We start from the raw sequence: 24,101 nt of genomic DNA on the forward strand, positions 1-24,101 counted from the left end.
TCGCCGCCTCCGGCCCCTCGCCAACCCGCCCGCGCCTCTGCACCCCTCCGCCCGGCCGTGATGTCCAGCCCCACCCGCAAGCGACGCAAGGCCCCTCTGCCGGTCAGGCTCGGCCTGTCCTGGCGCGTCTCCCTGACGGCGCGCATTCTCGCCGTGAACGTGATCGCCCTGGCCCTGCTGGCGGGCAGCCTGTTCTACATCGACAGCTACCGCCGCGAATTGCTGGACGAACGCTTCCGCCTGGCCCGCGCGGAAGCCGAAGTCGTCGCCATCACGCTGAACGGCGAACAGGCCGAGCGCCGCCGCGACCTGATCGCCCGCATCGGCTCCGGCCAGGCCTTGCGCCTGCGCCTGTTCGACCGCAACGGCAAGCTCGCGGCAGACAGCTTCACGCTGGCCAGGCCCTCCTACACCCTCATCGATCCCGCCACGGAGCCCTGGTTCCAGGATGCCGCCCGCGCGCTGGACAAGGGCATGGACTGGGTCCTCGGCTCACCGCCGGTCGCCGATTACCACGATGCGCCCGGCGCCGGCGCCTCCGCCTGGCCGGAAGTGGCTGCCGCTCTTGCCAGCGGACGCACCGAAGTCAGCCACAAGGCCGCGCCTGACCGTACACCGGTGATCATCGCCGCAACGCCGGTCGGGCACCGCGGAGAGGCGCTGCTCGTCACCCGCAACGCGCGCGACATTACCGAAAACGTGCGCATGGCCCGCCAGACGCTCGCCATCATCGTCGGCGCCGCGCTCACCGTTTCGATCCTGCTTTCGCTGTTCCTCGCGCGCACCATCGTCGAGCCGCTCCGCAAGCTGGTCCGCTCCGCCGTGCGCGTGCGGCTCGGCCGCGACCGCAGCGTGATCGTGCCGCGCCTGCCCGACCGCCGCGACGAGATCGGCCTGCTCGCCCGCGCGATCTCGGACATGAGCGGCGCCCTGCGCCAGCGCATCGACGCGGTGGAGAGTTTCGCGGCCGATGTTGCCCACGAACTGAAAAACCCCCTCACCAGCCTGCGCAGCGCGCTTGAAAATCTCGACCGCGTCGATGAGCCTTCCTTGCGACGCCAGTTGATCGGCATCGCCAAGGACGACGTGCGGAGGATCGATTTTCTCGTCACCGAAATCGCCGATGCCAGCCGCATCGACGCGGAACTCAGCCGCACGACGTTCGAGCCGGTCGACATGCTCCGCCTCGTCCGCGCGCTCGTCGCGGAACGTGAGCAGCGCGGCGTCAACGGCGCCTGCCCGGTCCGCATCATTCGCGAGGCCGACGGCGACCTCCTGGTTCCCGGCGACGCGTCGCGGCTGGAACGCGTGCTCCAGAACCTGCTCGACAACGCCATATCCTTTTCGCCGGGCGGCACGCCGATCGAAGTCGCGGTGGGCCGCAGCGAGGGCCGCGTCACTCTCTCCGTGTCCGACCACGGCCCCGGCATCCCGGAAGCCGCCCGCGAGCGCATCTTCGAACGCTTCCATTCGCTGCGGCCGAACAGCGAGGAGTTCGGCAAGCATTCGGGTCTGGGCCTGGCCATCGCCCGCACCATCGTGGAGGCGCATTACGGCAAGCTGCGCGCCACGGACCGCACGGACGGCACGCATGGCGCACGGCTGCTCCTCTCGCTGCCCGCGTGGCAGGGGGAATGACGATGACCGCGCCTTTCGCCCGGCAGTCCACCTGCGTCGCCATCGCGGACTGCGCAGTGCTGATCGAAGGGCCATCGGGCACGGGCAAGTCTGGCCTGGCCCTCGCGCTCATCGACCGCGGCGCCCGTCTGGTGGGTGACGACGGCATTCTGCTGCAAGCGACAAGCGGCCGCCTCTGGGCGCGGCCGCATCCCCACACGCGGGGCCTGATCGAAGTGCGCAATCTCGGCATTCTACCCTTCCCCTGCGCCGACGAGGCGCCGGTGGCCCTGCTGGTCACGCTCGACCCCGCCGCGCCGCGTTTCATCGAAGCAGCGGAGACCATCGACCTCGGCGGCATCGCCATCCCCGCGCTGCGCCTTTGGCCCGATGCCGGGCCCCTGGCGCTGAAGGTCGAGCTGGCGTTGTTGCATTATGGTCTCACCGGGTGACAAACCTGTAAGATCGCCCCTTTTCTTTCCCCGCGCCGGGGCGCAAACAGCCCCGGATGCAGGACGATCTCCCCCCCGGAGCGGCTTCCCCGGCCCCTCTCGACCCGACTCAGCCCGCCCGCCGACAGAAAGTGTTGCTGGTGACCGGCATGCTCGGTGCCGGCAAGACCACGGTCCTGCGGGTGCTGGAGGATCTCGGCTGGGAAATCATCGACAATTTCCCGGTCCGTCTGCTGGAGCGCATGATCGAGGGCAAACCCTCGGACGACCCATCGCCGCTCGCGATCGGCTTCGATTGCCGTACCCGCGGTTTCAATCCCGAGCGGGTCATCGCACAGGTCAAGGCGCTGGGTGAACGCGCGGATCTGGAAGTCACCACGCTGTTCCTCGACTGTTCGAGCAAGGAGCTGGAGCGCCGCTTCAACGAGACCCGCCGGCGCCATGTCCTGGCGGCCGACGCACCGGTGGACAGCGGCATCCGGGCCGAGCGCGAACTGCTCGCGCCGCTGCGCCGCTGGGCCGACATCCTGATAGAAACCACGGAGTTCACGTCTAACGACCTGCAACGCGCGATTCGCGAGCGGTTCGCCACTGACGAGCCGGAAGACCTGACGATCACGGTGTCCAGCTTCGGCTTCTCGCGCGGAATGCCCCCGCTGGCCGACTTCGTCTTCGACATGCGCTTCGTGGAGAACCCGCACTGGGATTCGGAGTTACGCCCGATGACCGGACAGGACGCCCCGGTGGGCGACTATATCCGCAAAGACCCTGCTTTCGACGAAGCATTTGCGCGGATTCGCGACCTTCTGCTGCTCCTGCTTCCGCGGTACCGCGCCCAGGGCAAGGCCTATCTCCACATTGCCTTCGGGTGTACCGGAGGGCGACACCGCTCCGTTTTTACCGCCGAGCAAATGGCAGCGGCCTTGCGCGAAGCGGGTTTTTCGCCCACATTGTTGCATCGCAACCTGGGCTCGCGGGCTGCTGATCTGCTCGAGGGGGGAAATTCTCGAAGGGGTCCGGTGGCGTGAAAGAAGATTATATAACCCGGTCGCATTCGCAGGAAATTCGGAGCCTAACCCCAGCATGATCGGCATGATCCTGGTCACTCACGGCAATCTTGCCGAGGAATTCGTACACGCGATGGAGCACGTCGTCGGTGACCAGTCCGCGGTCGCCACCGTCTGCATCGGTCCCAACGACGACATGGAGCGCCGTCGCAGCGAGATTGCCGAAGCGATCACAGCCGTGGACAGCGGCGAAGGCGTCATCATCCTCACCGACCTGTTCGGCGGCACGCCTTCGAATCTCGCCATCTCGCTGATGCAGGCCGGCAAAGTCGAAGTGATCGCCGGAATCAACCTGCCCATGCTGATCCGCCTCGCCAAGGCACGTGCCTGCATGTCCGTGCGCGACGCTGCCGCAGCCGCGCGCGATGCCGGGCGAAACTACATCACGATCGCCAGCGAATACCTCGGGCAGGACGCCGCATGAGCGCTGCGCGTGAGACGGTGCTGATCGTCAACAAGCGCGGCCTTCATGCCCGCGCCAGTGCCAAGTTCGTCAACCACGTCGCCGAACTGCCGGAATCCGTACTGGTCACCGTCGGCAAGGACGGGACCGAAGCGGCCGGCAATTCCATTCTCGGGCTGATGATGCTCGGTGCCGCCAAGGGCGACAGCATCGAGATCGCCTGCCAGGGCGAAGGCGCGCAGGATGCGCTTGCGGTCCTCGCCACGCTCGTGCGTGACGGTTTCGGCGAAGAATGACGCCTTCCGACCGCGCGGTCTACCGCCGCACCATTACCGGATTCTCCAACCCGCTGGTCAAATTCCTGCGCTCTCTGCGCGAGAAGAAGCACCGCAAGCGGGAACAGCGCTTCCTGGCCGAGGGCCTGCGCCTCCTGACCGATGCCCGCGAATGCGGCATCGTGCCGGAGATGCTCGTCATGGCCATTGGCCGCGATCCACACCCTCTTCTCGATGCGCTCGAACAGGCTGTCGCGGAGGCTGGCGGCGATATCGTCGAAATGGACGAGGAAATTCTTGCCAAGGTCACCGGCAAGGACAATCCGCAGGCCGTCGCGGGCGTTTTCGCCGAGTTCGACACGCGCATTGCCAATCTAGACCGCGCTTCGGCCCCGATCTGGCTGGTGGCGCAGGCCCTGCGCGACCCGGGCAACCTCGGAACGATGCTGCGAACGGGCGATGCCGTCGGTGCCGGCGGGCTGATCCTGCTTGACGACTGCGCCGATCCTTTTTCGGTCGAAGCGGTGCGCGCCAGCATGGGAGCGATCTTCACGCAAAAGATCGCGATCGCCCGGTGGGACGAATTCCAGGACTGGTTGCGGGCCGGCGATGGCCAGCTCGTCGCGGCCTCGCTGCGGGATCCCACGGATTATCGCCAGGCGCCTTACGCCGCGCCGTGCTTCCTGATGGTCGGCAACGAATCGCAGGGCCTGCCGCAAGCCTACGAGGAAGCCTGTGACTTGCGCGTCACCATTCCCATGCGCGGGCGGGCGGACAGCCTGAACGCCGCCGTGGCGGGTGCCGTGCTGGCCTACGAAGCCCTGGCGCATCTTGACGGACCCCATCGTCAGGACGGTAACTGAAAAGGGCGTTCATCCGGGCATCATCTGGGACGTGTAGAGTGCGCCGCATCATGCGTGCCGCTCTGCTATCTCTCTGCCTCCTGTCGCCCCTCGCTGCCTGTTCCATACAGGGCGACGATTCGCCCCTGGCCCGCACGACCTGGCGCTTTGCCCTGATCGACGGGCAACGCCCCGATTCCACGGATGCGCGCCTGACCTTCGAAGGACGCAAGGTCGGCGTTCAGGTCGGTTGCAACCGCATGGACGGCCCTTGGCGCATCGACGAGGAGCGCCTGATCGCCGGGCCCCTCGCCCTTACCGAAATGACCTGCACCGTTCCCGCCTGGGACCAGGAAAAGGCCGTGAACGCCCTGCTCGTCGCAACGCCCCGCTTCGCCGTCGAAGGCAATCACATGATCCTGCAATCGAGCGGGCACACGGCCGAACTGGTTCGCGAAGGCGGCCCCATCGAACGACCGACACGCACCGCTGACGGCAGCTGAGGTCTATTCGGCCGCTTCCGACAGGGGATTATCCGCTACGGCGGGCCGGGTCTCGGCAATGGCCTCGATCTCCTCGGCCACGGCTTCGGCACCATAGCGCGGCGTCGATTCGATCTGCGGCACGTCGTCGATCTCGCGCTTGCCGATCTCGATGTGCTTGTCGCGCAGGCGGCGGCCCGAACTGAGTACGTTGCGCTCGAAGCTGCCTACGAACTTGTTGTAATTGTTCACCGCCGATTCGAGACCCGCGCCCACGCGCTTCATGTGCTCGCTGGCCGTGGCCAACCGATCGTAGAGTTCGCCGCCCATCCGGCCGATCTCGCGCGCCTCGCGCGCCAGGCCGTCCTGTCGCCAGACTTGCGCCACGGTGCGGGCGATGGCGACGAGATTGGTCGGCGTGGCCAGCAGCACACGGTTGCGGAAAGCGAAGTCCCAGAGTTCGGGATCCTGCTCCAGTGCAGCGGCCACGAAATGCTCGCCCGGCACGAACATGACCACGTAATCCGGCGCATCCTCGAACTGGCTCTGGTAGCTCTTGGCGCCCAGGGTCTGGACGTGATTGCGCATCGAGGCGACATGCTGGCGCAGCGCGGCGTCACGCGTCGTTTCGTCCTGCGCCTCGAAGGCCTCCTGATAGGCATTGAGCGAGACCTTGGCATCGATCACCAGCCGCTTCTGGCCCGGGATGTTGACGATCGCGTCCGGCCGCAGTCGGCCTTCCTCGGTGTCGATCGAATGTTCGGTGACGAAGTCCGTGTGCTCGGCAAGACCGCATTGCTCCAGCACATTGCGAAGTTGCTGCTCGCCCCAGCGCCCTCGCGCCTTGGGGGCATTGCGCAGAGAATTGCCGAGCCGCTGCGCTTCCTCGCGCACCTTTTCCTGCCCTTCGCGCATCGACTGGATCAGGCCGGTGAGCTGGCCGAACGAATCGACCCGCTTGGCTTCGAGCGCGGATACCTGCAGTTCGTAGGACTTGAGGCGCTCGCCGACCGGCGCCAGCAGCGTGGCGATGCGCTCGGCGTTGGCTTTCTCGCTCTCCTCGAACCGCGCCCCGGCGCGGCGCAGGAAAGCATCCTGCGCGCCTGCGAGCACTTTCGCGCCCGCATTTTCGAATTCCTTGCGCAGCGCTTCCTGCGCTTGCAGCAGAAGCCGCTTCTGTTCGTCGAAATTGGCGGATTTTTCGCGCAGCGTCGCGAGTTCGGAAGCCAGTTCGCGCTGCTCGCGGCGCAAGCCATCGACCAGACCGGCATGCTCGGACCGCGTGTGGTCCATAACCTGGGTCAATTCGCCGCGCGTGCGGTCCAGTATCTGGACATGCTCGAAGCGCAGGCGCTCCACCGTCTCGCCATGGTCCTTGCGCAGCTGGTCCACCGCCAGGCCATGTTCGGCCCGCGTGCGTTCCAACGAAGCCGCAAGGTCATCGGCCCGGCTGGCGCGCTCCGTGGCGCCTGCCAGGTCGCGAATCGCTGCCCGGAAGCGCTCGTCGAGATCGCGCGCCTCACGGTCGCGCGTCTCGTGGCGGGCACGCCATTCGGCGCCGGGCCGGGAGCCGAAGAACCAACCGGCCCCCAGGCCGACAACGAGCGCAAGTATGGCGACGACAGCGATTTCCATATTTATCCAATCCGCCAGAAATGCCGGCGAGCGAACTCGCCGGCATCCTGTGTTGCTTCCTTCAGATATAAATCTGAAGGTCCCGAAGCGCCTGTTCTTCCGTTGCAAAGCCAAAGGCAGAGCACCGGAGAATTTCACCACTTGGCGAGATCACCAGCCAATGAAATCCGTCGCTTAGGCAACACAATGAGTACAACTGTTCAATCACAGCGTATCCCCTTGTGTTTCGGGCTAATCTGTTAAAGCGGTCACGAAATTGACGTGGTCGGCCTAACGCGCTTTTTCTCAAGAGGGCAACTTCTCTCAAGAGGGCAACGATCAGCACAAAGAGACTAATGTTCAATCTCGCGACGGGCCCGCTCAGGTTTAGCAGCGAATCTGCACTTCACTCGCCCTAGTGGATGAAGTGACGCCATCATGCAGGAACGTATGAAGAACGCAAGCGGGCCGTGGAATTATCCACGGCCCGCAAAAAAGCAGCCAACTGAAGGATATTTCACGCCGCCTTGCGCAGCTTGTCCAGCTTCTTGAGCGCCATCTGGCGCTTGAGGCGCGAGAGGTGGTCGATGAAGAGGATGCCTTCGAGATGGTCCATCTCGTGCTGAAGGCAAGTGGCCATCAGGCCTTCCATGTCTTCCTCGTGCACGGTGCCGTCGAGGTCCTGCCAGCGGGCACGGATGCGCGAGGGGCGCTCCACGTCGGCATAGATCTCTGGGACCGAGAGACAGCCTTCCTGGTAGACGGTATGCTCTTCCGAAGGATCGAGGATTTCCGGATTGATGAAGATCCGGGGCTCGTTCCTGGTCGGCTGGTGCGTGTGGTGATGATCACCGTGAGCGGTGCACACTTCCGGCTCGGCATCCTCGTCGTCCGGCTGAAGGTCGATCACCAGAACGCGCAGGGGAACGCCCACCTGGATGGCGGCCAGGCCGATGCCCGGTGCGTCATACATGGTCTCGAACATGTCCTCGACGAGCGTCTTGAGCTCGTCGTCGAACTTTTCGACGGGGACCGAAACCTGCTTGAGACGCGGATCGGGAACTTCGAGGATTTCACGGATAGCCATGGGGCGCAGATAGTCGCGATGGCGGTTTTTCGCAAGATGGACGCTTCGATGACAGTGATCGGCTAGCTCACAGGCCGTCGTGCCCGGATCGCCTGGGCCAGCGTACCCTCGTCCAGATAGTCGAGTTCACCGCCCACCGGCAGGCCGTGGGCAAGCTGGGTAATGCGCACCGGAAGCCCTTCAAGACGCTCGGCAATGTAATGCGCCGTGGTCTGCCCTTCGAGCGTCGCATTCATGGCCAGCACCACTTCGTCGATGCCGCCAGCCTCCACCCGCACGAGCAGCCGGTCGATCGTCAGATCTTCCGGCCGCACGCCGTCGAGCGCGGAAAGACGACCGCCGAGGACGTGATAACGCCCGGTGAAGAGCCGCGCCCGGTCGAGCGCCCAGAGGTCCGCCACTTCCTCCACCACGCAGAGCGATCCGGCGTCGCGGCGCGGATCGGCGCAGATGCCGCAAGGGTTGGTCGTGTCGATATTGCCGCAGGTCGCGCACTCTACCAGCGCTTCCTTCACGGCGCCGAGTGCCTCCACCAGTTGCACCAGCGAGGTCTCGCGCCGCTTGATGAGCCAGAGCACGGCCCGCCGCGCGGAACGGGGGCCAAGTCCGGGAAGGCGCGACAGCGCGGCCGTAAGCGTCTCGATCTCTTGCGATGCCATGGCGCCGGGGATAGGGCCTCCAGAGCCTTAGAGGAAGTGTTTCGGAGATTTCCCCACACCATGCGTATCGTCTTCATGGGAACGCCCGACTTCGCAGTGCCCGCACTGGTCGCGCTGGTGGAGGCCGGGCACGAGATCGTCGCGGCCTACAGCCAGCCCCCTCGCCCCGGTGGCCGGCGCGGCAAGGAGTTGACGCCCTCGCCCGTGCACAAGGAAGCGGAGATGCGCGGGATCGAAGTGCGGCACCCCGTCTCGCTGCGCAGCGCAGAGGAACAGGACCGATTCGCCGCGCTGGAGGCGGATATCGCCGTGGTCGCCGCATACGGATTGTTACTGCCGCAGGCGGTGCTGGACGCGCCGCGCCTGGGGTGCCTGAACATCCACGCCTCGATCCTGCCGCGCTGGCGCGGGGCGGCGCCGATCCAGCGGGCGATCCTCGCCGGCGATCCCACCACCGGCGTCACCATCATGCAGATGGAGGCCGGGCTGGACACCGGGCCGATGCTGTCCACCCTGCGCACCACGATAGAGCGCAAGACGGCGGGCGAACTGACAAGCGAACTGGCGGAAAAAGGGGCGCAACTGATGGTCGGCACGCTGCGCGACCTGGCCGTCCATCGCCACGTTTCCCAGCCGGAAGACGGCGTCACTTACGCAAAAAAGATCGACAAGGCCGAAGCCCGGCTCGACTTCACGCAGGCCGCCGAGCAGGTCGAGCGTCAGGTTCGCGCCTTCATGCCTGCGCCCGGCGCGTTCTTCGAACTTGAAGGTGAGCGCTACAAAGTGCTGGCGGCCGACGTCGCCGAAGGTTCGGGCGAGCCTGGCCTGACGCTCGACGAAGTGCTCACCGTGGCGTGCGGTGCCGACAGCGCCATCCGCGTGACCCGCATCCAGCGCGCCGGGAAGCCTGCGATGGACACGGCCGACCTGCTGCGCGGCCGGCCGATACCGGCAGGCACGCGCCTCGGCTGATCGTTACGACGGCTCGGGCGCCTGGCGCTCGGGCAACTGGCCGCCAGAGAGACGGGGAGCGGGCGGCGGCTCGTTCGCCCATCTGGCTTGCGCGTCGCGGACCCGCTCGGCGGCGCGGGCCCAGCCTGCCGGCGACTTGTCGCGCACCCGGATATCGAAACTGTCGGTAGCGCGAAACTCCAGGACTTCCGCGCCCTCCGGCCCGGCCATATAGGCATAGGGCACATCGCTGCCCACGAAGAAGCCGTCGCCTGCCGACAGCGTTTCGGTGCCGAGTTCGACGCTGCCCGCGACGATATAGTACAGGCAATCGCAGTCATGGCTGTGCAGCGGCAGGGCGAAGCCGCTCTTCAGCTGGAGCCGCGCCAGGCTCATGCCCGGCCGCCGGTAGGGCACGTCCACCCGCTCCCCGGTCTCCGGCCCGGCGCTCGCGAAGAGCGGCAGCGCCGCAAGCATGTTCGGCGCCTCGCCTGCCAGGGTCATGCAACCGCATTCGTCCAGCGAAAGCGCCGCGCCGCCGCGAAACGTCTCGAAACGGGGCCGCTCGGCGATAGTCCTTTCGTCGCTCATCCTGCCTTCTCCCATGAAGCGCCCGTTAGGATGCGCCGCTTGCAGCCGTGAGCCAAGGCGTTTGCAGTCCGCGCACAGTCCTGTATCGGCGGCGCGATGACCCGCTTTGCCCTCACTCTCGAATTCGACGGCGCCCCCTACATGGGCCTTCAGCGCCAGGCGCACGGTCCTTCGGTGCAGCAGAGCGTCGAGGAAGCGGCTTTCGCCCTTACCGGCGAGACCACGAGCATGCATGCCGCCGGGCGCACTGACGCGGGGGTCCATGCTCTGGGCATGAGAGCGCATATCGACATCGCCAAGCCCTTCACCCCCTTCCAGTTCATGGAGGGCATGAATGCGCGGCTGCGGCCTCATCCGATCGCGGTGGTCGCCTGCGAGATCGTGCCGGACGACTGGCATGCGCGATTCGCCTGCATCGGCCGCGCCTATGTCTATCGTATCGCCAACCGCCGGGCCCCGCTCACGCTGGAGCGCGGCAAGGCCTGGCAGGTGCCCAAGCCGCTCGACGCGGCCGCCATGCACCGCGCGGCGCAGACGCTGGTCGGGCTGCATGACTTCACGACCTTCCGCTCGGCCCATTGCCAGTCGCAAAGCCCGCTCAAGACGCTCGACCGGCTCGATGTGCGGCGCGAAGGCGAGATGGTGCTGATCGAGGCCGAGGCGCGCAGTTTCCTGCATCACCAGGTCCGCTCGATGGTCGGCTGCCTGGCGCTGGTGGGCATGGGCCGCTGGACGGAAGCGCGGGTTGCCGAGGCGCTGGAAGCGCGCGACCGGCAGGCGCTCGGCCTGAATTCGCCGCCGGACGGGCTCTATTTCGTCAAGGCCATCTACCCGGAGAGCTGACGAAGCCTTGAGGCGTCGCGATCCTAGGCGAGCATAAAAAAAGGGAGGCCGCAGCCTCCCTTTTCCTGTTTCGCAATTCGAAGGTCAGACCTTGCCGACCACGCTCTCGGGCAAGTCCTTGCCGAAGACGCGCTGGTAGTATTCGGCCACCATCACGCGCTCGGTCTCGTCGCACTTGTTGAGGAACGAGAGGCGGAAGGCGAAGCCCACGTCGTTGAAGATGGCCGAGTTCTGCGCCCAGGTGATCACCGTACGCGGGCTCATCACCGTCGAGATATCGCCGTTCATGAAGCCCTGGCGGGTGAAGTCCGCGACCTTGACCATGTTGGCGACGACCTTGGCATCCACCTGCGGCACCTTCTTGGTGACGATGTCGGTTTCGACCGGCTCGGGCAGGTAATTGAGGCCGACCACCAGGTTCCAGCGGTCCATCTGACCCTGGTTGATCTGCTGGGTGCCGTGATAGAGTCCCGAAGTATCGCCGAGGCCGACCGTGTTGGCGGTGGCGAACAGGCGGAAATTGCGGTCCGGACGGATCACGCGGTTCTGGTCGAGCAAGGTCAGCTTGCCCTCGGTTTCAAGAATGCGCTGAATGACGAACATCACGTCCGGGCGGCCCGCGTCGTATTCGTCGAACACCAGCGCCACCGGGTGCTGGAGCGCCCAGGGCAGCAGGCCTTCGCGGAATTCGGTGACCTGCAGACCGTCGCGCAGGACGATGGCGTCGCGGCCGATCAGGTCGATGCGGCTGATGTGCGCGTCGAGGTTGATGCGGATGCACGGCCACTTGAGGCGCGCGGCGACCTGTTCGATGTGAGTCGACTTGCCGGTGCCGTGATAGCCCTGCACCATGACGCGGCGATTGTAGGCAAAGCCCGCCAGGATCGCGAGCGTGGTGTCCGGGTCAAAGACGTAAGTCTCGTCCAGATCCGGAACGCGCTCGTCGGCGACGGAGAAGGCGGGCACCTTCCAGTCGATATCGATTCCGAAAGTCTCGCGCACGTCGAGTTCGATGTCGGGAGCAGCCAGCACGGTGGCGTCTCGGTTCTCGGCTTTCATGGTCTCGGTCTCAGTCATCGTTGCACTCGCGTAGACAAGCGAGCGCTGCACCGCAACAGGCTTTGCGGCTTATGGGTAAAACCAGGGCGCGATGCCGACAGGCGCTGCTTCCGTGAAAGGTCGGGGTCGTCCGCCGCCAAGAGCATTGGTCACGCTTGTGATGGCGACGGGCCTCAATCCCCTGCATCGTCGGCGCGCCCGAGTTTCCGCGGCAGCGCGAACAGATCGATGAAACGCGCAGCGAGCGCCGGGTCGCCCTCTATCGACAATCGCCCCCCCGCCTCTTCGGCCGAGCGCTTGCCGTAGAACACCGGGAGAAAATCGGTCGCGGTTTCCGCAGCGAAGCGCAAATCGACAGCCCCGACCTCTTCCCCGGCCGGGGCGATGCCCAGTTCCCCCCGCCCCAAAGTGCCGACGAAGGCCTGGCCCGCCACATCGAACACCACCCGCAAGGCAAGCGCGCCGATCCGCGCCGGCTCGATCATCGTGCGCAGGGAAAGCATGAAAGCCACCGGCGTCAGCGGCAGGAAGGGGTCGTGTCCCGGCGAGCGCACCGCCCAGCGGCCCAGCTCCTGCATGACCGGCTCCAGCGCCAGCCCCCACTCCGTCAGCGCATAGACCTTGATCGAAGCCGGCGGCGGAAGTTCCGCGCGCCGCACGATGCCCGAAGCCTCCAGACTGCCCAGTCGCTCGGTCAATATTTTGGCGCTGATTCCGGGCAGCGAGGCGCGCAACCCGTTGAAGCGCCGCGGCCCGAGCATCATCTCGCGCACGATCGGCAGGGTCCAGCGCTCGCCCACGAGTTCCATGGCGAAAGCCGCGCCGCAGGCGTCGCGATACCAGCGTCCGTGCAATGCGGCCTGCGTGCTGGTATCTTCCGGTTCGTTCACCGCGCCGCCCAGCCGCTTCGACCCGGCGCCGGTTTCCTTTTTCAACTTCATAGTTGCTTTTTGTAACCTGATTGCCCAGGCTCCTGCAATAACGAATCGCCCGGCCCAGGGCGACACCGATCGGAGCCCGCAACGGGCGCCGTTCATGGCTGTGCCGCACAGGCCGCGGTCATGGGAACAGGAGAGTGTCGATGCCTCGAAGCGAGACCGCTTCCACCGTCTTCACGGCCTATGCCGACGTTCCGCCGCCGGTTCGCGGGCAGGTCCGCGATCTTCGCCTGCGCTGGGCGCACGAAGAGCTGGGCCGGGACTACCGGGTGGAGGAACTCGACGTCTATCACCCGCGCCCCGATGCCTACCGGGAATGGCAACCCTTCGGCCAGGTCCCCGCCTTCGACGACGGCACGCGCAAGCTGTTCGAAAGCGGCGCCATCCTGCTCTACCTGGGCGAGCAGGACGAACGCCTGCTGCCCGCCGAGCCCGGCGCACGCTGGCTGGCGATCACCTGGCTGTTCGCCGCTCTCAACAGCGTGGAGCCCTTCGTCGCGCAGATCGGCGCGCTCGATATCTTCCACGCAGGCAAACCCTGGGCAGCCGAAGCGCGGCCAAGCGCGGTGAAGCTGGCGCAGTCGCGCCTCGCCGCCACCCAGACCGCGCTCGGCGACAAGGACTGGATCGCCGGAGATTTCTCCATTGCCGATATCCTGCTGGTCACCGTGCTGCGCAGCCTGGACCATACCGCGATCCTCGCAGAGTTTCCCGCGCTCGCCGCCTACAAGGCGCGCGGCGAAAACCGTCCGGCCTTCCGCCGGGCCCTTGCCGAACAACTCGAAAGCTACGCCTCTCCCGCCACTTAGGAGAATAGCCATGCCTTACGTCGATGGTTTCGTGATTGCCGTCCCTGCCGCCAACAAGGACAAGTTCATCGCCCACGCCCGGGAATTCGACACTTACTTCATGGAGTACGGCGCCACGCGCATCGTCGAATGCTGGGGAGACGATGTCGAGCACGGCAAGCAGACCGACTTCTTCCGCGCCGTCGCGGCGAAGGAGGACGAAGTGGTCTGCTTCAGCTGGATCGAATGGCCAGACAAGGGCACCCGCGATCGCCAGATGGGCCTGCTCATGGAACTGATGAAGACCGACCCGCGCTTCGACCCCGAGAAGAACCCCATGCCGTTCGACGGCGCCCGCATGATCTTCGGCGGCTTCCAGTCCGTCGTCGTGCTGCCCCAGACCGAACAGGGAGAATGACCGTGGCCAATCCCGTCGGAAGCTTCATCTGGTACGAACTGCTCACCAGCGACATYGAGGGCGCCGCCGCCTTCTATCGCGAGGTCGTCGGCTGGACGATCGCCACTCATGCCGATCCCGAGGCAGGAGGCCTCGACTACCGCATGATCGTTCGTGACGACGGCGGCATGGCCGGGGGCGCGATGGCCATCACCGAGGACATGGCGCAAGGCGGCGCAAGGCCGATCTGGCTCCCCTATTTCTACGTGGAGAACGTGGATGCCGCGGTGGAGGCGATCACTTCCGAGGGCGGCAAAGTGCAGATGCCGGCCACGGACCTCCCCGTCGGCCGCATCGCCATGGTCGCCGATCCGCAGGGCGTGCCGATCTATCTGATGAAGCCGGTCCCACCTGCCGACAAACCGGATGCCGCCAGTGACGTCTTCTCCGTCACGGAGAACCAGCGGGTGCGCTGGAACGAACTCGCCAGCCCCGACCAGGCCGGGTCCATGGCCTTCTACGGCAAGCACTTCGGCTTCACGTTCGACGAGAAGATGTCGATGGGCGAGATGGGCGACTATTGCTTCATCGGGCACCACGGCCAGACGCTGGGCGCGATCATGCAGCGGCAGGAAGAGAGCCAGCCGTCGGTCTGGATGTTCTACTTCGGCGTGCCCTCCATCGCACAGGCGAAAACGGCGGTGGAGGCAAATGGCGGCAAGGTCCTGATGGGACCGCACGAAGTGCCGGGCGGGGAGTGGATCATCGTCGCGCTCGATCCTCAGGGCGCCGGCTTCGGACTGGTGGGGCCGAAAGGCGACTGATCCCCGAAAAAAGACCGGGGCGCGACAGGAACGAAAGGCCATTGACGGCGGAACGATGTTCCATGATTGTTCCGCCTTCAAGCAAGACGATGGAGTAGGATCATGGCCGACTACACCTTCTATACCAATCCCATGTCGCGCGGGCAGATCGCGCGCTGGGCGCTACACGAAGTCGGGGCCGATTATCGGCAGATCCTGATCGACTGGAAGGACAAGCCGGAGAGTTTCCTGGCGGTCAATCCGATGGGCAAAGTGCCCACCATCGTCCACCATGCCGAAGACGGAGACCGGGTCGTCACTGAAGCGGCGGCGATCTGCCTCTACCTGGCGGAAATGCATCCCGAGGCCGGGCTGCTGCCGAACGATGCCGAAATGGCGGACTATTACCGCTGGACCTTCTTTGCCTCCGGACCGGTCGAACAGGCGATCACCTCCCGCCACCTCAAGTGCGAACCCACGCCCGAGCAGGAGCCGATGGCCGGCTGGGGCAACTTCGAGCGCACGATGAACGCGCTGGAGAGCCATTTCGACCAGGCCGACTATGTCTGCGGCGGACGCTTCACCATGGCGGACGTCTACGTCGGCAGCGCGGTCGACTGGGGACTCACGTTCGGCACGATGCCGCCGCGCCGGGCTTTCGTTGCCTACGCCGAGCGTTTCCAGGCGCGGGAAGGCTACAAGGCCGCCAAGGCCGTGGACAACACCCTGATCGGGGAGATGAAGAAATGACCGCCGGGCGCCCTGCAAAGAACCGCGTCTGCCTCTGGTACGACGGCGCGGCGGAAGAGGCGGCGAATTTCTATGCCTCGGTCTTCCCCGACACCCACGTCACCCGCGTCGTCCAGTCACCCACGGACTATCCGGACGGGAAACAGGGCGAGGTCATCACCGTGGAATTCACGGTCATGGGCATTGAATGCATCGGCCTCAACGGCGGCCCGACTTTCCAGCATTCGGAAGCCTTCTCCTTCCAGGTCGAAACCCTGAACCAGGAGGAAACCGACCGTTACTGGGATGCGATCGTCGGCAATGGCGGGGCCGAAAGCATGTGCGGCTGGTGCAAGGACAAGTGGGGCCTTTCCTGGCAGATAACCCCCAAGGCGCTCAGCGATTCCCTTACCAATCCGGACCGCGCGGCAGCGAAGCGGGGGATGGAGGCGATGATGACGATGCGCAAGATCGACATCGCGGCGATCGAGGCCGCCGTCGCCGGTCATGACGGGCAAGGAACCGGCGCATGAATCCGGAACCGAGCCTGGAACTGTTCGGCCATCCGTTCTCGTCCTACACCTGGAAGGCGCTGATCCCGCTTTACGCCTATGAGGTGCCTTTCGCGTTCCGCATTATCGATGCCGAGCACCCCGAACATGCCGAAGTCGTCCAGACCGCCGGCCCGCTCGGCAAGTTCCCGGTGCTGCGCGATGGCGAGAACCTTCTGTTCGAAGCGACGACGATCGTCGAATATATCGACCGGCATCTCATCGCGCCCGGCACGCTGGTTCCCGAGGATCCCGATGCGGCCACGGCGATCCGGATGCTTGACCGCGTGTTCGACAACTACGTCATGAACGTGATGCAGATCGTCGTGAACGAATATATCCGCGACAGCAAGAACCCCGACCTTGCCCGCTGCGCGGAAGCGCGCGCCCAACTCGACAGGGTCTATGCCTGGCTGGAAGGCTGGCTGCAGTTCTATCCGCCGATGGATCAGGTCACCCTGATCGAATGCGCGGCGGCGCCATCGCTGTTCTATGCCGACTGGGTCCACCCCATCCCGGAAGACAGGCCGCGCCTGCGGCAATGGCGCGCGCATCTGCTGTCCCTGCCCTCCGTCGCGCGCTGCGTCGAGGATGCCCGACCCTTCCGCGCCTACTTCCCGCTAGGCGCGCCGGACCGCGACTGAACGATTCGCGATTGAGGAGATTGTCCGTGAACGATGCCAGCAACGAACTCTCGATCACGCGCTTCATCGACGCTCCCGTGGAGAAAGTCTGGGACGTCATGGCCAATCGCCAGGAGGAATGGTGGTGCCCTCGCCCCTGGCGGGTCGAGATCGACGAGCAGGACAAGCGCGCCGGCGGCGCCTGCCGGATGACGATGTATGGCCCCGACGGTGAGGAAGCGCCGCAGAACGGCATCTATCTCGCCTACGAGGAAGGCCGCCGCTTCGTGACGACCGATGCCGTCACTGCCGATTTCCAGCCCTCCGGCCCCTTCATGATCGGCATCTGGGAAGTGGCAAGCGAAGGCAACGGCACTCGCTACACCGCTGCCGCTCGCCACTGGAGCAGCGAAACGAAGAAGCAGCACGAAGAGATGGGCTTCGTGGACGGCTGGTCTGCCTGCGCCGATCAACTCGCCGAAATCTGCGAGGCGGAGGGAGCCTGAGCAGGCTCGCATCCGCCGCAAGTTCTCGATCCCCCGGCTGAACGCCTATCCGGCCGAAGCCATTGCCGAAGACTTTCGCAGCAGCTGGTAGGCCTCCACTACGCCTTGCAGCCGCTCGGCGTGGCTGTGGTCTCCGCCATTGTGATCGGGATGATACTGCCGGAGCAGCCGGGTATAGCGCAGGCGCAAGGTCTTGCTGTCGATGTCACCGTCCAGTCCCAGGAATTCCAGGGCGCGGCGCTCTTCCGGCGTGAAGCGGATGTTCTGCGGCTTCATGTCGGCCTGGCGCTGCCGGACATGGGCCCTCGCCCGCCCGCTGATCGCTTCCAGCGGGTCCGCGAAATCGGCCCACCGCGGCGTTCCGTCCACACCCGCGTCCGGCCGGAAGGCACGACTCTGCGCTTCCCAGCCATGAAGCGGCGACTGGGCACGGAAGATTTCCTCCGCGCTCATGCCGTCGAAATAATCGTATCCCGAATTGAACTCGCGAACGTGGTCGAGGCAGAACCAGCGATAGTCGCCCGGCCCGTCGAAACCCGGCAAACGAACGCCCGGCGCGCGAAACTCGCCCGCTTCCTCACATCCCGGCCAGTTGCATTCGCGTCCGCCGGATTCGACCCTGCCATGAAATCTAGAATGTCTCACCGGCTTCCAGATGGGATAAGCTGCGTCTAAATGGAAGACATGACCGGACCGATCGCACAGGAAATGCGGCAGCTTCTCGAAGCCGCCTTCGCCCCCACCCACCTCGCGGTAATCAATGATTCCGCCAGCCACGCCGGCCATATGGGCGACGATGGCACCGGCGAATCGCATTTCACCATCGAGATCGAAACCCCTGCTTTCACCGGCGTTTCCCGCCTCCAGCGCCAGCGTCTCGTCAATGCCGCGCTCGGCGACATTCCCGGAACGCGCGTCCATGCCCTTGCCATCAAGGCCCGCGCCCCAGGCGAATAACAGGCCGGGTCGTCAGACGCCCGTTATCCCCGGTTGCCCTTTGCGCAATGGCAGCCTAAATGCGCGCACCATGCCGACAACCCTGACATTCGCCGTGCCCAAGGGCCGAATCCTCGACGAGGCGCTGCCGCTGATGGCGCGCGCTGGCGTGGTGCCCGAGGCGGAATTCCACGACAAGAAGTCTCGCGCGCTCTCTTTCGCCTGCGAGAACAGCGACACGCGCCTGATCCGCGTGCGCGCTTTCGACGTGGCGACGTTCGTGGCCCATGGCGCGGCGCAAGTCGGGATCGTCGGCTCCGACGTGGTCGAGGAATTCGCCTACCCGGACCTCTACGCGCCGGTTGACCTCGATGTCGGACACTGCCGCCTCTCCGTGGCGGAGCGCGAAGGCGAAGTCGGGGGCGCGCTGCCGTCGCACTTGCGCGTCGCCAGCAAGTACCCGAACCTCACGCGCCGCCACTACGAAAAGCTGGGCGTGCAGGCCGAAGTCGTGAAGCTGAACGGCGCCATGGAACTGGCGCCGACGCTGGGACTGTCGAGCCGCATCGTCGATCTCGTTTCCACCGGGCGCACCCTGAAGGAAAACGGCCTTGTCGAGACCAGCCGCATCCTCGACATTTCGGCCCGCCTGATCGTCAATCGCGCAGCGCTCAAGACTGACGAGCGTGTGGCCGCACTGGTCGAACGCTTCCGCGCGCTGGTGGCCGAAAATGCCCGGACGCGCGAGGCGGCCGCCTGATGCTGCGGCTTTCCAGCAAGGACGCAGGCTTTGCCGAGGCGTTCCAGCGTGTCGTCGCCGACCGCCGCGAAAGCGCTGTCGATGTCGCGCGCGACGTGGCCGAGATCCTCTCCGCCGTGCGTGAGAACGGCGATGCGGCCCTGGCCGAATATACCGAACGTTTCGATGGCCACGACCTTGACGAGAGCGGCTGGCAGATCGATGCCGAGACCTGCCGCGCCGCTTTCGATGGCCTGGAGCCGACCCTGCGCGATGCGCTCGAACTGGCTGCCAACCGCATCCGCACCTATCACGCCGCCCAGCTCCCGGAAAACCGCGACTATACCGACGAAGCCGGCGTGCGCCTCGGCGCGATCTGGCGCGCGGTCGATGCCGCCGGGCTCTATGTGCCGGGCGGCCGCGCGGCCTATCCTTCCTCGATGCTGATGAACGCGATCCCCGCCAAAGTGGCCGGCGTGGAGCGTCTCGTCGTCGTCACCCCGACGCCGAAGGGCGAGGTCAATGCCCTGGTGCTCGCCGCCGCGCATCTCGCGGGCGTGGACGAGGTCTGGCGCGTGGGCGGTGCCCATGCCGTCGGCGCACTGGCCTATGGTACCGAGCGGATCGCCCCGGTCGATGTCATCACCGGCCCCGGCAATGCCTGGGTGGCCGAGGCCAAGCGCCAGCTCTACGGCGTCGTCGGCATCGACATGGTGGCCGGTCCCAGCGAAATCCTGGTGATTGCCGATGCGAAGAACGAACCGCGCCGGATTGCCGCCGACCTGCTGAGCCAGGCCGAGCACGACCCGACTTCGCAATCGATCCTCATCACCGACGACGCAGCCTTTGCCGATGCCGTGGCCGAGGCCGTGGAGCTGGAACTTTCCGCGCTCGCCACCCAGGCGACCGCCCGCCAGTCCTGGAACGAATACGGCGTCATCGTCGTCGTCGAGAGCCTGGAACAGGCGCCGATCCTGGCCGATGCGCTTGCCGCCGAGCATGTCGAAATCGCGACCGACGATCCCGAAAGCCTGTTCCGCAAGATCCGCCATGCCGGATCGGTATTCCTCGGCCGCATGACCCCCGAAGCCGTGGGCGACTATGTGGCCGGCCCGAACCACGTCCTGCCCACCGGGCGGCGCGCGCGCTTCGCCTCGGGCCTCTCGGTCCTCGATTTCATGAAGCGCACCAGCTTCATCCAGCTCGATCAGGCGGCGCTTGAGGCCATTGGCCCCGCCGCCGTCGCCCTTGCCGATGCGGAAGGGCTTCCTGCGCATGCGCGCTCCATTTCCATAAGGCTCGGCCAATGACGAATTATTCCAAGCAGGCCCGTGCGGCCGCCCGCCTCGCGGCCGTTCAGGCGCTCTACCAGTTCGAGATGGAAGCGACCCTGCTTCCCACGCTGCTGGACGAGTTCCACCGCCACCGCCTGGGTGCGGAAATCGACGAAGACCAGTACGCCAAGGCCGAAGTCGCGTTCTTCGACGACGTGGTGAAGGGCGTGATCGCCCGCCGCGACGAGATCGACGAACTGATCACCGGCAAGCTGGCCGAAGGCTGGGCACTGCCCCGCCTCGACAAGACCATGCTGCAGATCCTGCGCGCCGGCGCCTACGAACTGATGGCCCGCCCGGACGTGCCCACGGCGGCTGCGATCAGCGAATATCTCGACGTGGCCCATGCCTTCTTCGACGCGCGCGAGGCGAAGTTCGTGAACGGCGTGCTCGATGCCGTGGCGAAGTCGGTCCGCTGACGCGCCGCGCTGCGTGTTTCGCGCGGCATGATCCTCAAGGCCTGATCTCGACAAGGGGCCCGGCGCGGCCCATGGTCTCAGCGTGAGCCGCGAATTCGCCTTCATCGACGCCTTGCGCGCCATTGCCGTCAGCCCCGCCGCACGCGGGCTGGCGGACGATGCCGCCGTCCTCGAACTCGGCGGACAGAAGCTGGTCCTGACCATGGACACCCTGGTGGAGGCCGTGCATTTCCTGCCCGGCGATCCACCCGAAGATGTCGCGTGGAAGCTGGTGGCGGTCAACGCCTCGGACCTGGCCGCGAAAGGCGCCGAACCGCTCGGCTGCCTCAAGTCGCACGCTCTGGGCGAAGAGGACTGGGACCGCGCGTTCCTGGCCGGGCTCGAACTCGCCTGCCGGCATTTCCGGCTGCCGCTGCTCGGCGGCGACACCGTACGCATGCCCAAGGGTTCGGCGCGCAGTTTTTCGCTCACTGCCCTCGGCCGCGGGCCGGAAGATTGCCCCGTGCCCTCGCGCAGCGGGGCGCAAGCGGGCGATCTGCTGTGGGTCAGCGGCACGATCGGCGATTCCGGGCTCGGCCTGGAGCTGCTGACGTCGGGAGGCCGGGTCCAGACGCCCGAAGCCGGCTGGCTGATCGACCGGTACCACCGCCCCATGCCCGAGCCGGCGCTGGGCGTGGCGCTGGCCCCCCTGGCGACCGCCATGATGGACGTTTCCGACGGCCTGCTGGTGGATGCGCGGCGCATGGCCGATGCCAGCGGCGTCTCGATCGTCATCACTGCCGACGACGTGCCGCTGTCCAGAGCGTTGGTCGCCACTGTCGGCGATGGTCTGGAACAGAGGCTCCAGGCCATGACGGCGGGCGACGACTACGTGTTGCTGTTCACCGCGCCTGCCGTGAACAGCGCCTATGTGCGTGCGGCGGCCGCAGCGGCGGGCTCGCATGTCCGGCCGATCGGCGCCGTGGCAGAAGGCGCGGATATTGCGCTGGAGTGGCAGGGCCAGCCCACGCCCCTGCCAGAGCGCTTGGGCTACCAGCATTGAGCGCCCCGTCGTACCTTGCGACGGAAACCTTACTAACCCGGCTTATCAAGGCGCTTGCCACTAGTCGAGCTTCCCTATAGCCCTAGTCGTATCGAGCGGGAAAACCCGTCGTTACATATTGGGAAAAGGGGGCGTTTTGTGAATCCAGTCACGATCGCAATTGTCCTGGGGCTTCTGGCCATTCTCTATGGCTTCGTCACCAGCCGCCAAGTGCTCGGCTCTCCAGCCGGCAACGAAAAGATGCAGGAAATCGCCGCCGCCATTCAGGAAGGCGCACAAGCCTACCTGAAACGGCAGTATTCGACGATCGCCGTTGTCGGGATCGTCGTTGCACTGATCATCGTCGTCACGCTCGGGACCGTTTCGGCCGTGGGCTTCGTGATCGGCGCGATCCTTTCCGGTTTTGCCGGTTTCATCGGCATGAACATCTCGGTCCGCTCCAACGTGCGCACCGCGGCCGCCGCGCAGACCGGCCTGCAACAGGGCCTGACCCTGGCTTTCCGTGCCGGTGCGATCACCGGCATGCTGGTGGCCGGCCTCGCGCTGCTCGCCATCGCCGTGTTCTACTGGTACCTCACCGGGCCGGGCGGACATACCGTGGGCGGAGAAGACCGCACCGTGGTCCAGGGTCTCACCGCCCTCGCCTTCGGCGCGTCCCTGATCTCGATCTTCGCCCGCCTCGGCGGCGGCATCTTCACCAAGGCGGCCGATGTCGGCGCCGACCTTGTCGGCAAAGTCGAAGCCGGCATCCCGGAAGACGATCCCCGCAATCCCGCCGTCATCGCCGACAACGTGGGCGACAACGTGGGCGACTGCGCCGGCATGGCTGCCGACCTGTTCGAGACTTACGTCGTCACCGTCGGCGCCACCATGGTGCTGACCGCCCTCCTCATGAAGGGCATCGACAATTTTTCCGGCCTGATGGCCCTGCCCCTGCTGATCGGCGGCGTCTGCATCGTCACCTCGATCATCGGCACATACTTCGTCCGCCTCGGCGGATCGCAGAACATCATGGGCGCCATGTACAAGGGTTTCCTTGTCACCGCCGTGCTCTCGGTGCCGGCCATCTGGTGGGCGATCGACTATTCGCTCGGAGATATGAACGCCCTCATCGGCGAAACGGACTTCTCCGGCCGCACGCTGTTCTACTGCTCGCTGGTCGGGCTGGTCATCACCGGCCTCATCATCTGGATCACCGAATATTACACCGGCACCGGCTACCGGCCGGTCCGCTCCATCGCCAAGGCCTCGGAGACCGGACACGGCACCAACGTCATCCAGGGGCTTGCGATCAGCCTTGAGGCCACCGCACTGCCCACCCTGGTGATCGTCACCGGCATCATCGTGGCCTACCAGCTCGCGGGACTGCTCGGCATCGCCTATGCGGCTACCGCCATGCTGGCGCTGGCAGGCATGGTCGTCGCCTTGGACGCCTATGGCCCCGTCACCGACAATGCCGGCGGCATCGCCGAAATGGCCGGTCTGGACGACGCCGTGCGCGAGAAGACGGACGCGCTGGATGCGGTGGGCAACACCACCAAGGCCGTGACCAAGGGCTATGCCATCGGCTCGGCGGGCCTCGCCGCGTTGGTGCTCTTCGCGGCCTATACCAACGATCTTAGGGAGTTCTTCCCCGGCCTGAATGTCGATTTCAGCCTGGAGAATCCCTACGTCATCGTCGGGCTGCTGCTCGGCGCGCTGCTGCCCTATCTGTTCGGGGCCATGGGCATGACCGCCGTGGGCCGCGCGGCCGGCGATGTGGTGGTGGACGTGCGCGAACAGTTCAAGGCCAATCCCGGCATCATGACTTACGAGTCCAAGCCCGATTACGCCCGGACCGTGGACCTCGTGACCAAGGCCGCGATCAAGGAAATGATCGTGCCCTCGCTGCTGCCGGTGCTGGCGCCGATCGTGGTCTACTTCGTGATCTCGGCGGTCGCGGGCACCGAAAACGGCTTCGCCGCGCTCGGCGCCTTGCTGCTGGGCGTGATCGTGGGCGGCCTGTTCGTGGCGCTCTCGATGACCTCGGGCGGCGGCGCCTGGGACAATGCGAAGAAATACATCGAGGACGGCCATCACGGCGGCAAGGGCTCCGAAGCTCACAAAGCCGCGGTGACGGGCGATACGGTCGGCGATCCCTACAAGGACACGGCCGGACCGGCGGTGAACCCGATGATCAAGATCACCAATATCGTCGCCCTGCTCCTGCTCGCCGCCTTGGCAGCAGGCTGAAACGACAAGACCATGATGGCCGGCCCCGGCGGAGCGATCCGCCGGGGCTTTGGCATGGAAGGCGGCGTTAGCACTTCCTTGATGCCGGGGCGCTAGAGGCTGCTGAAGGATAAGCAGGCTCG

Annotated in this window: 29 protein-coding genes; 22 read left to right on the forward strand and 7 right to left on the reverse strand. The window is 65.9% G+C overall.

Going from position 1 to position 24,101, the window contains the following annotated elements; genetic code table 11:
* Positions 1-60: 60 nt before the first annotated feature.
* The 7 genes from AB4Z00_RS16155 to AB4Z00_RS16185 are packed head-to-tail and all read left to right on the forward strand — an operon-like array spanning position 61 to position 5,159.
* Positions 61-1,638 carry a sensor histidine kinase gene (locus AB4Z00_RS16155; protein WP_132263097.1) on the forward strand — a complete coding sequence of 526 codons (1,578 nt, stop codon included), beginning with the start codon at positions 61-63 and terminating at the stop codon, positions 1,636-1,638.
* Between the two features lie 2 nt (positions 1,639-1,640).
* Entirely contained in the window at positions 1,641-2,069 is a 429-nt protein-coding gene (locus AB4Z00_RS16160) for an HPr kinase/phosphorylase (protein WP_442046580.1), read from the forward strand.
* Positions 2,070-2,125: 56 nt separating this feature from the next.
* Positions 2,126-3,097, forward strand: a complete 972-nt coding sequence (gene rapZ, locus AB4Z00_RS16165; RefSeq protein WP_134093019.1) for an RNase adapter RapZ — start codon at positions 2,126-2,128, stop codon at positions 3,095-3,097.
* Positions 3,098-3,152: 55 nt separating this feature from the next.
* A complete protein-coding gene (locus AB4Z00_RS16170) occupies positions 3,153-3,560 on the forward strand; it encodes a PTS sugar transporter subunit IIA (protein WP_132263101.1) in 408 nt (135 codons plus the stop codon).
* The gene (locus tag AB4Z00_RS16175) at positions 3,557-3,835 is read left to right on the forward strand and encodes an HPr family phosphocarrier protein (protein WP_132263103.1); all 279 of its coding nucleotides are present in this window, start codon (positions 3,557-3,559) and stop codon (positions 3,833-3,835) included. Before AB4Z00_RS16170 ends, AB4Z00_RS16175 begins: the two co-directional genes overlap by 4 nt.
* Positions 3,832-4,677 (forward strand): TrmH family RNA methyltransferase, encoded by an 846-nt coding sequence (locus AB4Z00_RS16180; RefSeq protein ID WP_442046581.1) that lies wholly within the window; start codon positions 3,832-3,834, stop codon positions 4,675-4,677. The genes AB4Z00_RS16175 and AB4Z00_RS16180 overlap by 4 nt, the downstream gene beginning before the upstream one ends.
* Positions 4,678-4,727: 50 nt before the next feature.
* A complete protein-coding gene (locus tag AB4Z00_RS16185; protein WP_134093021.1) occupies positions 4,728-5,159 on the forward strand; it encodes an META domain-containing protein in 432 nt (143 codons plus the stop codon).
* A gap of 3 nt (positions 5,160-5,162) precedes the next feature.
* Here AB4Z00_RS16185 and rmuC read toward each other — a convergent pair whose 3' ends face one another.
* The 3 genes from rmuC to recR form a co-directional block, all read right to left on the reverse strand.
* Entirely contained in the window at positions 5,163-6,773 is a 1,611-nt protein-coding gene (gene rmuC, locus AB4Z00_RS16190; protein ID WP_442046582.1) for a DNA recombination protein RmuC, read from the reverse strand.
* A 496-nt stretch (positions 6,774-7,269) separates the two neighbouring features.
* Positions 7,270-7,839, reverse strand: a complete 570-nt coding sequence (def, locus tag AB4Z00_RS16195) for a peptide deformylase (protein ID WP_132263110.1) — start codon at positions 7,837-7,839, stop codon at positions 7,270-7,272.
* Positions 7,840-7,901: 62 nt separating this feature from the next.
* Positions 7,902-8,498 carry a recombination mediator RecR gene (gene recR, locus AB4Z00_RS16200; RefSeq protein ID WP_132263112.1) on the reverse strand — a complete coding sequence of 199 codons (597 nt, stop codon included), beginning with the start codon at positions 8,496-8,498 and terminating at the stop codon, positions 7,902-7,904.
* Positions 8,499-8,558: 60 nt separating this feature from the next.
* Here recR and fmt point away from each other — a divergent pair, with 60 nt between their 5' ends.
* A complete protein-coding gene (fmt, locus tag AB4Z00_RS16205) occupies positions 8,559-9,470 on the forward strand; it encodes a methionyl-tRNA formyltransferase (protein ID WP_442046583.1) in 912 nt (303 codons plus the stop codon).
* 3 nt (positions 9,471-9,473) lie between these two features.
* Here the strand turns inward: fmt and AB4Z00_RS16210 are convergent, their stop codons facing one another.
* Positions 9,474-10,040, reverse strand: a complete 567-nt coding sequence (locus tag AB4Z00_RS16210) for a cupin domain-containing protein (RefSeq protein WP_442046584.1) — start codon at positions 10,038-10,040, stop codon at positions 9,474-9,476.
* A gap of 96 nt (positions 10,041-10,136) precedes the next feature.
* Here AB4Z00_RS16210 and truA point away from each other — a divergent pair, with 96 nt between their 5' ends.
* Positions 10,137-10,883: a tRNA pseudouridine(38-40) synthase TruA gene (gene truA / locus AB4Z00_RS16215; RefSeq protein ID WP_132263115.1), complete on the forward strand. Its 747-nt coding sequence runs from the start codon at positions 10,137-10,139 to the stop codon at positions 10,881-10,883.
* Positions 10,884-10,967: 84 nt separating this feature from the next.
* On the opposite strand, the gene cobS is transcribed toward truA, so the two are convergent.
* Together cobS and AB4Z00_RS16225 are read right to left on the reverse strand one after the other, a co-directional pair.
* Positions 10,968-11,960, reverse strand: coding sequence for a cobaltochelatase subunit CobS (gene cobS, locus AB4Z00_RS16220; protein WP_132263117.1), 993 nt, complete (start codon positions 11,958-11,960; stop codon positions 10,968-10,970).
* Positions 11,961-12,115: 155 nt separating this feature from the next.
* A complete protein-coding gene (locus tag AB4Z00_RS16225; protein ID WP_442046585.1) occupies positions 12,116-12,883 on the reverse strand; it encodes a winged helix-turn-helix transcriptional regulator in 768 nt (255 codons plus the stop codon).
* 140 nt (positions 12,884-13,023) lie between these two features.
* On the opposite strand from AB4Z00_RS16225, the gene AB4Z00_RS16230 reads away from it, so the two are divergent.
* The 7 genes from AB4Z00_RS16230 to AB4Z00_RS16260 all read left to right on the forward strand — a co-directional run bounded on the left by AB4Z00_RS16230 (position 13,024) and on the right by AB4Z00_RS16260 (position 17,277).
* The gene (locus tag AB4Z00_RS16230) at positions 13,024-13,689 is read left to right on the forward strand and encodes a glutathione S-transferase family protein (RefSeq protein WP_132263120.1); all 666 of its coding nucleotides are present in this window, start codon (positions 13,024-13,026) and stop codon (positions 13,687-13,689) included.
* 10 nt (positions 13,690-13,699) lie between these two features.
* Entirely contained in the window at positions 13,700-14,086 is a 387-nt protein-coding gene (locus AB4Z00_RS16235) for a DUF1428 domain-containing protein (protein ID WP_134093027.1), read from the forward strand.
* Positions 14,083-14,889 carry a VOC family protein gene (locus AB4Z00_RS16240; protein ID WP_132263123.1) on the forward strand — a complete coding sequence of 269 codons (807 nt, stop codon included), beginning with the start codon at positions 14,083-14,085 and terminating at the stop codon, positions 14,887-14,889. Before AB4Z00_RS16235 ends, AB4Z00_RS16240 begins: the two co-directional genes overlap by 4 nt.
* Positions 14,890-14,991: 102 nt before the next feature.
* Positions 14,992-15,618 (forward strand): glutathione S-transferase family protein, encoded by a 627-nt coding sequence (locus tag AB4Z00_RS16245; RefSeq protein WP_132263124.1) that lies wholly within the window; start codon positions 14,992-14,994, stop codon positions 15,616-15,618.
* Complete coding sequence (locus AB4Z00_RS16250) at positions 15,615-16,130, forward strand: VOC family protein (RefSeq protein WP_442046586.1); 516 nt, start codon at positions 15,615-15,617, stop codon at positions 16,128-16,130. The genes AB4Z00_RS16245 and AB4Z00_RS16250 overlap by 4 nt, the downstream gene beginning before the upstream one ends.
* A complete protein-coding gene (locus AB4Z00_RS16255; protein ID WP_442046587.1) occupies positions 16,127-16,792 on the forward strand; it encodes a glutathione S-transferase family protein in 666 nt (221 codons plus the stop codon). The genes AB4Z00_RS16250 and AB4Z00_RS16255 overlap by 4 nt, the downstream gene beginning before the upstream one ends.
* A gap of 26 nt (positions 16,793-16,818) precedes the next feature.
* Positions 16,819-17,277: an SRPBCC family protein gene (locus AB4Z00_RS16260; RefSeq protein WP_442046588.1), complete on the forward strand. Its 459-nt coding sequence runs from the start codon at positions 16,819-16,821 to the stop codon at positions 17,275-17,277.
* Between the two features lie 45 nt (positions 17,278-17,322).
* Here the strand turns inward: AB4Z00_RS16260 and AB4Z00_RS16265 are convergent, their stop codons facing one another.
* Positions 17,323-17,922: a J domain-containing protein gene (locus AB4Z00_RS16265; protein WP_132263131.1), complete on the reverse strand. Its 600-nt coding sequence runs from the start codon at positions 17,920-17,922 to the stop codon at positions 17,323-17,325.
* 39 nt (positions 17,923-17,961) lie between these two features.
* On the opposite strand from AB4Z00_RS16265, the gene AB4Z00_RS16270 reads away from it, so the two are divergent.
* The 6 genes from AB4Z00_RS16270 (at position 17,962) to AB4Z00_RS16295 (ending at position 23,979) form a co-directional block, all read left to right on the forward strand.
* Complete coding sequence (locus AB4Z00_RS16270; RefSeq protein ID WP_207912811.1) at positions 17,962-18,234, forward strand: BolA family protein; 273 nt, start codon at positions 17,962-17,964, stop codon at positions 18,232-18,234.
* Between the two features lie 70 nt (positions 18,235-18,304).
* The gene (gene hisG, locus AB4Z00_RS16275; protein ID WP_132263134.1) at positions 18,305-18,973 is read left to right on the forward strand and encodes an ATP phosphoribosyltransferase; all 669 of its coding nucleotides are present in this window, start codon (positions 18,305-18,307) and stop codon (positions 18,971-18,973) included.
* Positions 18,973-20,262, forward strand: a complete 1,290-nt coding sequence (hisD, locus tag AB4Z00_RS16280) for a histidinol dehydrogenase (RefSeq protein WP_431567046.1) — start codon at positions 18,973-18,975, stop codon at positions 20,260-20,262. The genes hisG and hisD overlap by 1 nt, the downstream gene beginning before the upstream one ends.
* Entirely contained in the window at positions 20,259-20,705 is a 447-nt protein-coding gene (gene nusB / locus AB4Z00_RS16285; protein WP_134093033.1) for a transcription antitermination factor NusB, read from the forward strand. Before hisD ends, nusB begins: the two co-directional genes overlap by 4 nt.
* Before the next feature lie 82 nt (positions 20,706-20,787).
* Positions 20,788-21,747: a thiamine-phosphate kinase gene (gene thiL, locus AB4Z00_RS16290; protein WP_442046589.1), complete on the forward strand. Its 960-nt coding sequence runs from the start codon at positions 20,788-20,790 to the stop codon at positions 21,745-21,747.
* 138 nt (positions 21,748-21,885) lie between these two features.
* Positions 21,886-23,979: a sodium-translocating pyrophosphatase gene (locus AB4Z00_RS16295; RefSeq protein ID WP_442046590.1), complete on the forward strand. Its 2,094-nt coding sequence runs from the start codon at positions 21,886-21,888 to the stop codon at positions 23,977-23,979.
* The last annotated feature ends 122 nt before the right edge of the window (positions 23,980-24,101 follow it).

The sequence above is a fragment of the Novosphingobium sp. YAF33 genome (assembly GCF_052113265.1).
Classification (GTDB): Bacteria; Pseudomonadota; Alphaproteobacteria; order Sphingomonadales; family Sphingomonadaceae; genus Novosphingobium.